The organism is Olsenella profusa F0195, assembly GCF_000468755.1.
In the GTDB taxonomy this organism is placed as follows: Bacteria; Actinomycetota; Coriobacteriia; order Coriobacteriales; family Atopobiaceae; genus Olsenella_F; species Olsenella_F profusa.
Window position 1 is genome coordinate 40,502 of record NZ_AWEZ01000004.1, and the last position, 9,780, is coordinate 50,281.

The 9,780-nt window shown below is 66.2% G+C and carries 9 protein-coding genes; all 9 read right to left on the reverse strand.

Translation table 11 applies throughout. The annotated features are described in order from the left end of the window. Window positions 1–72 precede the first annotated feature (72 nt). Genes HMPREF1316_RS00410 through pyrH form a run of 9 tightly spaced genes read right to left on the reverse strand, consistent with a single transcriptional unit; the run spans window position 73 to window position 9,636 of the window. The gene (locus HMPREF1316_RS00410; RefSeq protein ID WP_040650653.1) at window positions 73–1,095 is read right to left on the reverse strand and encodes an alpha-hydroxy-acid oxidizing protein; all 1,023 of its coding nucleotides are present in this window, start codon (window positions 1,093–1,095) and stop codon (window positions 73–75) included. 48 nt (window positions 1,096–1,143) lie between these two features. Beyond that, the gene (locus tag HMPREF1316_RS00415; RefSeq protein WP_021724916.1) at window positions 1,144–2,865 is read right to left on the reverse strand and encodes a proline--tRNA ligase; all 1,722 of its coding nucleotides are present in this window, start codon (window positions 2,863–2,865) and stop codon (window positions 1,144–1,146) included. A 60-nt stretch (window positions 2,866–2,925) separates the two neighbouring features. Continuing rightward, window positions 2,926–4,005, reverse strand: a complete 1,080-nt coding sequence (gene ispG, locus HMPREF1316_RS00420; RefSeq protein ID WP_021724877.1) for a flavodoxin-dependent (E)-4-hydroxy-3-methylbut-2-enyl-diphosphate synthase — start codon at window positions 4,003–4,005, stop codon at window positions 2,926–2,928. Between the two features lie 10 nt (window positions 4,006–4,015). Then, on the reverse strand, window positions 4,016–5,404 hold the full coding sequence (locus HMPREF1316_RS00425) for a M50 family metallopeptidase (protein ID WP_021724888.1): 1,389 nt from the start codon (window positions 5,402–5,404) through the stop codon (window positions 4,016–4,018). After that, a complete protein-coding gene (gene dxr, locus HMPREF1316_RS00430; RefSeq protein WP_021724917.1) occupies window positions 5,401–6,546 on the reverse strand; it encodes a 1-deoxy-D-xylulose-5-phosphate reductoisomerase in 1,146 nt (381 codons plus the stop codon). Before dxr ends, HMPREF1316_RS00425 begins: the two co-directional genes overlap by 4 nt. 50 nt (window positions 6,547–6,596) lie before the next feature. Further along, entirely contained in the window at window positions 6,597–7,571 is a 975-nt protein-coding gene (locus HMPREF1316_RS00435; protein WP_021724914.1) for a phosphatidate cytidylyltransferase, read from the reverse strand. Continuing rightward, window positions 7,568–8,353, reverse strand: coding sequence for an isoprenyl transferase (locus HMPREF1316_RS00440; protein WP_021724919.1), 786 nt, complete (start codon window positions 8,351–8,353; stop codon window positions 7,568–7,570). The genes HMPREF1316_RS00435 and HMPREF1316_RS00440 overlap by 4 nt, the downstream gene beginning before the upstream one ends. Continuing rightward, the gene (frr, locus tag HMPREF1316_RS00445) at window positions 8,354–8,908 is read right to left on the reverse strand and encodes a ribosome recycling factor (protein ID WP_021724909.1); all 555 of its coding nucleotides are present in this window, start codon (window positions 8,906–8,908) and stop codon (window positions 8,354–8,356) included. Between the two features lie 8 nt (window positions 8,909–8,916). Beyond that, window positions 8,917–9,636 carry a UMP kinase gene (gene pyrH, locus HMPREF1316_RS00450; RefSeq protein WP_021724913.1) on the reverse strand — a complete coding sequence of 240 codons (720 nt, stop codon included), beginning with the start codon at window positions 9,634–9,636 and terminating at the stop codon, window positions 8,917–8,919. Between the last annotated feature and the right edge of the window lie 144 nt (window positions 9,637–9,780).

Here is a 9,780-nt window from a genome sequence, read left to right on the forward strand (position 1 = left end):
ACGCCCTTTCCTGAGCCAGACGTCCCATCCCGTATTGAGGTGAGCATCCGTGGTCTGACATCAGGAGGGCGGCTACAGGACCATGTCCCGGCACACCTCGGCGACGCCGAGCGCGCCGCACATGCGCATGGCGTCCTCGAGTTCGTCCCTGAGCTGTGTGAGATAGGCCATGACGCCCGCGGCGCCCGCACCATACACGCAGACCACGAACGGGCGGCACACCAACGTGGCACTGGCACCGAGCGCGAGGGCACGGAACACGTCGATACCCGTGCGAATGCCACCATCCACCAGCACGTCGCACGCCCCGCCCACGGCGTCCACCACCGCAGGGAGCACCTCTGCCGTCGCGGGCACGCCATCGAGGACCCGGCCGCCATGGTTGGAGACCACGATCGCATCGGCACCGGCCTCGAGGGCCTTCTCCGCGCCACGGGAGCTCAGGATGCCCTTGAGCACGAACGGCACGCGTGCCTCATGGCATTGGGCGGCAACCTCTTTGAGCTCGGCCACGCTCTTGGGGCCCGCAGGCGGCTCGAAGTCCCTCAGGAAGGGAAGTCCGGCACCGTCGATGTCCATGGCGATCGCACGGGGGTGCGACGAGAGCGAGAGGGCCACCTTCTCGTGGAGCATGCCCATCGGCCACGGCTTGATGGTGATGATGCCCGCACCACCCAGGGAGCCGATGATCTCGGTGGCCTTCTCCACTATCTGGGGGCGTATGCCATCCCCCGTCCAGGCAACGGTGCCCGCCTGGGCCGCCGCCTCGAGCACGCAGGTGTTGTACTCGACATCGGTGAGCTTGTCCCCGTAGTGGCGCTGCACGTCGCCGACCGGGGCGATCATGACGGGAAGGGTCAGCGTGCGTCCGAAGAGCGAGGTCTCTGTGGAGGGTTGGCCGCCCTCGTAGATGGTGTCCATGAGCAGCCGATGGCCTTCCCACGCGACGCGATTGCGCACGGCGACGGTCCCAGAGCCCTTGGCCCCGGGACCCGGCACATGGGCGCCACAGGCCCTGCCATCGCAATCTGGGCAGGCCTTGCACCAAGGCCCCATCGAACCCCGTGCCTCGGCAGCGATATCCGCGTAGCTCATGACCTCTCCCCAACCTGAATCCCGTGCCATGCCCCCTGGCACGATGGCCTACGCGCGCTCCGAGAGCACCCGTGACGTCAGTAGCTTGCAGACGTCCTCGACGGCAACCTCGCTGCGCTCGCCCGTCGCACGCACCTTGAGTTCCACCTTGCCGTCCCGGGCGGAGCGCTTGCCGCATATAACCTGGTATGGGAAGCCCATGAGGTCGGCATCGTTGAACTTGACGCCTGGGCGCTCCTTGCGGTCGTCCAGGACGACCTCGACGCCGGCCTGGGCAAGACCGTCGGCCACGCGCCGGGCAAGGGGCCACACCAGGTCGTCCCTGGTGTCCAGGGGAATGACCTCCACCTCGTAGGGCGCGACGCAGACGGGCCAGGCGATACCCTGCTCGTCATGATGCTGCTCGACGACGGCCGCGAGCGTGCGCGAGACGCCGATGCCATAGCATCCCATGAGGAGGGGGACCTCCTTGCCGCTCTCGTCGGCGAAGGTGGCACCCATGGCCTGTGAGTACTTGGTACCCAGCTGGAACACCTGCCCGCACTCGATGCCGCGGGCGCCCTCGAGCGGCGTGCCGCAGACGGGACAGAGGTCACCCGGCTGGGCGGCAATCACATCGACCCAGGCGTCGTCCGCGATGGAGAAGTCCCGCCCGAGCTTGGCATGAGCGAAGTGGAAGTCCCGCTCGTTGGCACCGACGAGCCACCACTGCGACCGCTGGAGCGAACGGTCGGCGCAGGCGCGCACCCCCTCGGGCAGGCCCACCGGACCCATGAACCCCTTGACGAGACCGTGCTCCTCGAGCTCCTCCCCACTCATCAGGTGATATGCCCCAAAGGCATGCTCCGCCTTGACGTCGTTCATCTCGTGGTCACCAGGGATGAAGGCAACCGTGGGCCTACCATCGCCATCGATGAGGGCCAGCGCCTTGCGCGTGCCGCTCTCGGGGACACCCAGCAGGCGCGACACGTCGGCGATGCTGCCCGCACCGGGCGTGGGAACCTTCTCGAGCGTGCCCTCCTCCCCCTCAAAGAGGGGTGCCACCACCGTCGCGGCCTCCGTGTCCGCCGCAAAGCCGCAGTCGTCGCAGTAGACGAGCTCGGCCTCGCCCTCCTTGGCGAGCGCCATGAACTCGACGGACGTGTCACCGCCAATCTGGCCGGAGTCGGCCACCACCTGCAGGCAGCACAGGGCGCAGCGCTCGAAGATGCGCGCGTAGGCGGCCTTCTCTGCATCGTAGCACTGCTGCAGGCTCTCCTTGGTCGCGCTGAAGGAGTAGGCGTCCTTCATGATGAACTCGCGGCCGCGCATGAGGCCAAAGCGGGGGCGCAACTCGTCGCGGAACTTGTCCTGGATGTGGTAGAGCGTCACGGGCAGCTGCTTGTAGGAGCGCAGCTCTCCCCGCACGAGGTCGGTGTAGGTCTCCTCGTGGGTGGGACCAAGGGCATACTCGTGCCCGTGGCGGTCCCGGATACGCATGAGCTCGGGACCATAGGCATCCCAGCGGCCACTCTGGTGCCACAGCTCGGCGTCCGTGAGGATGGGCGTGAGCATCTCCTGGGCGCCGATGCCCTCCATCTCGTCACGGATGATGGCCTCGATCTTCAGGAGCGAACGCCATGCGAGCGGGAGGTAGCTGTAGAGGCCGGACGCCTCCTTGCGGATCATGCCCGCACGTAGCAGCAGCCTGTGGCTGGCCACCTCCGCGTCGGCGGGATCCTCCTTGAGCGTGGGGGCATAGAGCTTGGACATCCTCATACAGCTTCTCACGAATGGCTCCTCGTGTCGTCGTTCCTGGTTCCGGTGGGGATGGTACACCCCCAGGGCACGTCACACCCGCCTGGCGACCTCCTCCATGAGCGCATCCACAATGCGGTCCTCGGGCACGTTCCGTATCCTGCGGCCGTTCTCGAACAGCACGCCCTGGCCCCTGCCGCACGCGATGCCCAGGTCGGCGTCGCGTGCCTCGCCCGGCCCGTTGACCACACAGCCCATGACCGCCACCGAGAGCGGGGCATCCACCTCGGACAGGCGCCGCTGAACCTCCTGGGCAATGCCTATGAGATCCACCTGGCACCTACCGCAGGTGGGACAGCTCACGAGCTCCGGATGCAGGCGACGCATGCCCAGGGCGCCCAGGAGATCCCAGGCGACGCGCACCTCCTCCACCGGATCCGCCGTGAGCGAGAGCCGCATGGTGTCGCCGATGCCCTCCTCGAGCAGGATGCCCACAGCGGTGGCATTCTTGACCGTCCCCTGGCGGAGGGTCCCCGCCTCGGTGACGCCCACGTGCAGGGGTACCTGCGGGAGCTCGCACGCGAGGCGCCGGTAGGTCTCGAGCGTCACCGGCACGGAGTGCGCCTTGGCGGAGAGCACCACGTCATCGAAGCCGCGCACGTCGAAGTGGGCAACGAACGAGAGCGCCGAGGCGACGAGCTTCTCGGGAAGGGTGAGGTCCTCGCGATCGGCAACCGCGGGATCGAGCGAGCCGGCGTTCACGCCGATGCGAATGGGGATGCCGACCTCCCCGGCCGCCTCGATGATGGCATCCACGCGCTCGAAGGAGCCGACATTACCGGGGTTGATGCGCAGCGCCGCGGCACCACGCCTGGACGCCTCGATGGCAAGCTTGTAATCGAAGTGAATGTCCGCAACCACGGGCAGGGGGCTCTCGGCACAGATGGCCTCGAAGCCGTCCAGCTCGTGGAAGCTGGGGATGGCCACCCGTATGATCTCGCAGCCCTCGCTGGCCAGGCCACGAATCTGCTTGAGCGTCGTTGCCGGATCCGACGTCTTCGTGGTGCACATGGACTGCACCGAGACGGGGGCGCCGCCCCCCACGGGCACCGTCCCCACCTGCAGTCGATGCGTACGGTCGCGCGCCGGCCGCTGCCGTTCACCTGCCTGCATGGCACCGCTCCTATCTGGCAAGCATCCCCAGGATGTCGTTCCTGAGGGCATAGACGAAGATGACCACAAAGAAGGCGAGGCCCACGTAGCTCACATACCGTTGGGCGCGCACGGAGAGGGGTCGCCTGATGACGGCCTGGACGACCTCGATGAGGACCTTCCCACCATCGAGGGGGGGAATGGGCAGGAGGTTCATGAATCCGAGCGACATGGAGACGGCCGCCACGAAGAGGAGCAGCGTGTTGATGCCCTCGGAGGCGGCCTCGCTTGCCATGGCCGAGATGCCTATGACGGACGAGGCGCCCTGCAGTGTCTCCATGGTGTGCTGGGGCATGATGAGACGCACGGCAAAGTCCGCGACCATCTGGCCATACCGGACGGCATAGCCAGCCGATTCCACCAGGCCCAGCTGCCGATGGCCCACGCTGGCGTCGATGCCCAGCTTGTCCCACACCCCATCGGCGGGAACGTCGATGGTGAGGGTCCTCTCGACGCCATCCTGTCCCACGGCCACGACCTCGAAGTCGCGCCCCTGCGACCGTACCGCACCGAGGGCCTCCGTCAGGCTGCTCCAGCTATCGACATCCGTGCCATCAATGCGCCTGATGGTGTCCCCCGCCTTGAGGCCCGCGGCATCGGCGAGGCTCCCGGCCTCCACGCCGCCAAGCGTGTTGGTGTCCAGAATCGTGTCGACGCCCACGGTGGAGAGGCTGACCGTCACGATGAGGAAGGCCACCACGATGTTGACGAGCGGTCCGGCAAGCAGGGTGATCACACGCCTGAGAAAGCCCTTGCCCAGATAGGTCTGGCTGCGCTCATGGGCGAGGAAGGCCTCGGCATCGCCCTCGATGGGGCGCGGCTCCCCCGCCGCCGTGCTGCCCGGACGCGAGAAGTCATGGCCGCGGTCATACTCCGTGAGCAGGCGGTCGTCACGTGCGAGCGTCTCGAAGGCCTCGGGATAGGTCGCCTGCCCCTCGTACTCCCCCTTATCGGGATTATAGTAGGGCCTGATGGACGCCCAATCGGACAGCGTGGCCAGAAGGTCGAGCGCGTCGTCCACGCTCACGTCCAGGGTGGCGGCCACATCGGATGCGCCCACGCGACCACGGCGTTGCACCAGGGCCAGGCAGGCCGCCAGCTTGTCGGACCGTGTGCCCTCCATGCCGCAGATGCGGGTATAGCCGCCCAGGAGGATGGGTGTGACGCCAAAGCGCGTGCCCCTGCCCTTGGACTTCCAGGACACGTTGTGCCTGAAGGGCATGCCCAGAAAGAACTCGGTCACACGCATGCCGCAGGCGCGGGCAGAGAGGTAGTGGCCACCCTCATGCACGAACACGAGCACCGAGAGAACCACGATGCCCCAGAACAAGGCAGCAAGGACGGGGGCGAGCGCACTCATCGCACACACCTCGAGAGGAAGCGGCCTGCCAGCTCACGACTGCGCATATCGATGTCGACGAGCTGGCCGAGGGACTCGACCGGCACGACCTCGCTGCGCTCCATGACGTGGGCGACGCAGGCCTCGATGTCGAGAAAGCCGCAGCGGTTCTCACGGAACGCCCTGTTGGCGACCTCGTTGGCCGCGCTCATCGCACACGGTAGCGTGCCGCCCCTCCTGCCTGCCTCCCGGGCGAGGGCCAGACATCCGAACGTCTCCTCATCCGGCGCCTCGAAGACGAGGTCGGAGACCGTACGCCAGTCCACACGGGGGGCGGGCGGCTCCCAGCGTTCGGGATAGCTGAACGCGTACTGGATGGGCAGGCGCATGTCGGAGGGACCAAGCTGGGCCTTCACGGAACCGTCGGCGAACTCGACCATGGAGTGGATGTGGCTCTGGGGGTGCACGAGCACGGTGACGTCATCGATGCCCACGTCAAAGAGCTGGGAGGCCTCAAGGACCTCGAGCCCCTTGTTCATGAGCGTCGCGGAGTCGATGGTGATCTTGGGACCCATCCGCCAGGTGGGGTGCCGGAGCGCGTCGGCCGCCGTCACCCTGGCGAGCTGCTCGCGCGTCATACCCCTGAACGGACCACCCGAGCAGGTGAGCCAGATGGCATGGGGCGCACGGCGCTGTTCCCCCACCAGACACTGGTAGATGGCACTGTGCTCGGAGTCAACGGGGATGAGGCGCCCCGGCCGCGCCAAGGGCATGAGCAGGTCGCCGCCCACGACGATGGATTCCTTGTTGGCATAGGTCACCACCTTGTCCGCCCTGAGGGCGGCAAAGCCCGCCTCGATGCCGGCAAAGCCCACCACGGCATTGAGCACGCAGTCCACGTCATCCAGACGCACGAGATCCGTGAGCGCCTCATGCCCAAAGCTGCAGCTGCACCCTGTGGGGAGCTCGGAGAGGATGGGGTCGTCCCGATGTGCCCCGTCCGTGACGGCCACATGGGCCACGCCAAACTCGCGGGCCGCCCTCACGAGCATGTCCGTCGAGGCGTGCACCGAGAGCGCCACGACGCTCAGCCTGTCCGCATGCTGGCGGCAGACGTCCAGCGCCTGCGTGCCGATGGACCCCGAGGCGCCCAGCAGGGCCATGCGCAGTGGCCTCCTCCGTTCGGCACGAGGTGCCGTGTCTTCGAAGATCGTCAAAGAATTCCTCCCAGATGGAGCATGAAGAATGCAACGGTACACCCAAAGAGCAGGGAGTCGGAACGGTCGAGCATGCCACCGTGCCCCGGCATGAAGTCACCGGAGTCCTTAAGCCCCACACCGCGTTTGATGCGCGACTCGAACAGGTCTCCCACCACGCCAAACAGGCCAACGGCGAAGCCCGAGGCCACGGCGAGGGGAAGCGACAGCGCAAAGGCGCCTGACGCCCACAGCACCACCCAGATGAGCATGCAGGCGGCCATACCGCCCACAAGACCCTCGATGCTCTTGTTGGGGGAGATCTTGGGGGCAAGCTTGTGCCTGCCGATGCGTGAGCCCACAAAGAATGCCATCGCATCGTTTGCCCAGATGGAGACTATGACGCCGAAGGCAAGCAGCGCGCCCATGATGCTGCCCTTGTCATACATCCTGATGAGGACGATGGGCGAGAACATGAGCGAGGTGTAGAGCGGACCGAACACCGTGGTGCTCACGTCCCCGATGTTCGCGCGCGGCGTGACCACATACCACCCGGCAGCCGCTACCAACAGGAGCAGCACGAGCACGAGCATGGCGAACAGCGACCTCGTGAGAGGCGCCAGGGCAAACAGCGCCGCCATGGACAGGCCCAAAGGCTCGTTTGCCATACGACCGGCGATGCGCGTCATGTGAAAGAACTCGGAACAGCACTGCCAGGCCATCGCCGTCACGAGCAGGGCCGTGGCCCAGCGCCCCAGGAAGAGGCAGGCAATGACCACGAGGGCGTAGATGGCACCAGATGCCACGCGCGTTATGAGCTTCTCCGTCCAGCCGCGCACGCGCTGCCCACGGAGACTGCCCTCACGGCGCGACTGCTCCTTGGCATCGCGCGCACGTTCGAGGCGGGCGATGCCCGCATCAAGACCACGAGGCCTCGCGGATGGCGAAGTCTCGTGGCCGTCCCCCGTCCCCTTGTCGCCATGGGGTCTCACCGAGCCGCGACACCACCAAAGCGACGGCTTCTACCCTGGTAGGAATGGATGGCACGCAGCAGATCCCAGCGGTCGAAGTCCGGCCAGAGGGTATCGGTGACGTAGAGTTCCGTGTAGGCGAGCTGCCACAGTAGGTAGTTGGAGAGCCGCAGCTCACCTGACGTGCGAATGAGCAGGTCGGGATCGGGCAGGCCATGGGTATAGAGGCAGCGGGGCATGAGCTCGGGCGTGATGTCGTCCACCGCAAGCTTGCCGTCGCGCACCCGTTCGGCGATGATGCGTGCGGCGCGGGCGATCTCGGCACGCGCGCCATAGTTGACGGCCAGGGCAAAGGTCATGCCCGTGTTGTCCTTCGTCTCGTCGAGCCCCCGCTGGAACACCTCGAAGGTCTCCCTGGGGAGCGCCGTGAGGTCACCAAAGAAACGCAGCCGCACGTTCTCCTGGTGGAAGAGGGGCAGCTCCTCGATGAGCGTGGTGGCAAACAGGTGCATGAGCAGGTCGACCTCGTGTTGGGGACGCTTCCAGTTCTCCGTGGAGAAGGCATAGGCCGAGAGCACGTCGATGCCCAGGCGCACGCTGGCCGTGACCGTCTCTTTGAGGGAGTCGACGCCTGCGACGTGGCCGCTCGAACGGTCGAGCCCCCGTGCCTGTGCCCAGCGCCCGTTGCCATCCATGATGATGGACACGTGCGCGGGCATGCGCGCAGCGTCAATGGCCCCCAAGCTCACGTCGCCGGGTGCGTCCGCAAAGTACGCGCGTTGTCGTGTGATGTCCGTCTGCACCTAAATCTCCATGACCTCGGCGGTCTTGGTCTTGAGCATGTCATCGATCCTGGCGACATAGGAATCCGTGAGCTTCTGGATGGCCTTCTTCTCCCGCGCGACGTCATCCTCGGAGAGGTCGGCATCCTTCTGGGCGCGCTCGGCCGCATTGTTGGCATCGCGGCGAGCGTTGCGTACGGCCACCTTGGCCTCCTCGGCATACTTGCCGCACTCCTTGACCAGCTCGCGGCGGCGCTCCTCGGTGGGCTTGGGGAAGGGCAGGCGGATGCAGCTGCCATCGTTACCAGGAGTGATGCCCAGGTCGGACATCTCGATGGCCTTCTCGATGGCCCTGAGGGAGCTCTTGTCCCATGGCTCGACGACCAGCATGGAGGCCTCGGGGACCTTGACGGCCGCCAGCTGCGTGATGGGCGTGGGCTGACCATAGTAGTCCACCTTGATGTCCGCAAGCACCTGGGCACTTGCCCTGCCGGTGCGCACCTTGGCAAAGTTGTGTCTGAGGCCCTCGACGCACCTTTCCATGTGCCGCTTGGCGGAATCGGTGTATTGGCTCATGATTGCTCCTATCCTTCCACGACGGTCGTGCCGACCGCCTCTCCCCTGAGGGCACGTTCGAAGACGTTGTCCCCATCGAGGTCGAAGACCATGATGGGCATGTGGTTGTCGTGGCAGAGGGCCGCCGCCGTGGCATCCATCACCTTGAGCCCCTGGGCGAGCACGTCATGATAGGTGATGGTGTCGAAGCGCTGGGCATCGGGATGCGTCACGGGGTCGGCGTCGTAGATGCCGTCCACCTTGGTGGCCTTCATGAGCACCTCGGCCCCGATCTCGCAGGCGCGCAGGGCCGCCGCGGTGTCCGTAGTGAAGTAGGGGTTGCCCGTGCCGGCTGCGAAGATGGTGATGCGCCCCTTCTCCAGGTGGCGTATGGCACGACGACGGATGTAGGTCTCGGACACCTGGTGCATCTCGATGGCGCTCATGACGCGGCACTGCATGCCATTGTGCTCGAAGGTGTCCTGCAGAGCCAGACTGTTGATGACCGTGGCCAGCATGCCCATGTTGTCGCCCTGGGCGCGATCCATGCCAGCCGCCGCCCCGGAGAGGCCACGGAAGATGTTGCCGCCGCCCACGACCACGGCGATCTGGACGCCCCCCTCATAGGCGGGCTTGAGCTTGTCCGCAATCCGCTGGGGGACATCCGGGTCGATGCCAAACTCCTTGGATCCCATGAGCGCCTCGCCCGAAAGCTTGAGCAACACGCGATGATACCTGTATCCAGACACTACCCACCTCCGATGCGCGCAGGGACGTTGCATACGCCCGAACCAATCGCATTGATTCTACCAGAGGTGTCCTATGTGCCCTGCTCCGTTTTACCGGTAGGCAGAGCCTACAAGAACGAGGGGGCCGACATCCGTCGGCCCCCT

Coding starts and splice junctions, on each gene's coding strand:
- frr (WP_021724909.1), bottom strand. CDS start 8,908: ATGAGCCAATACACCGATTCCGCCAAGCGGCACATGGAAAGGTGCGTC.
- dxr (WP_021724917.1), bottom strand. CDS start 6,546: ATGGCCCTGCTGGGCGCCTCGGGGTCCATCGGCACGCAGGCGCTGGAC.
- ispG (WP_021724877.1), bottom strand. CDS start 4,005: ATGCAGGCAGGTGAACGGCAGCGGCCGGCGCGCGACCGTACGCATCGA.
- HMPREF1316_RS00410 (WP_040650653.1), bottom strand. CDS start 1,095: ATGAGCTACGCGGATATCGCTGCCGAGGCACGGGGTTCGATGGGGCCT.
- HMPREF1316_RS00425 (WP_021724888.1), bottom strand. CDS start 5,404: ATGAGTGCGCTCGCCCCCGTCCTTGCTGCCTTGTTCTGGGGCATCGTG.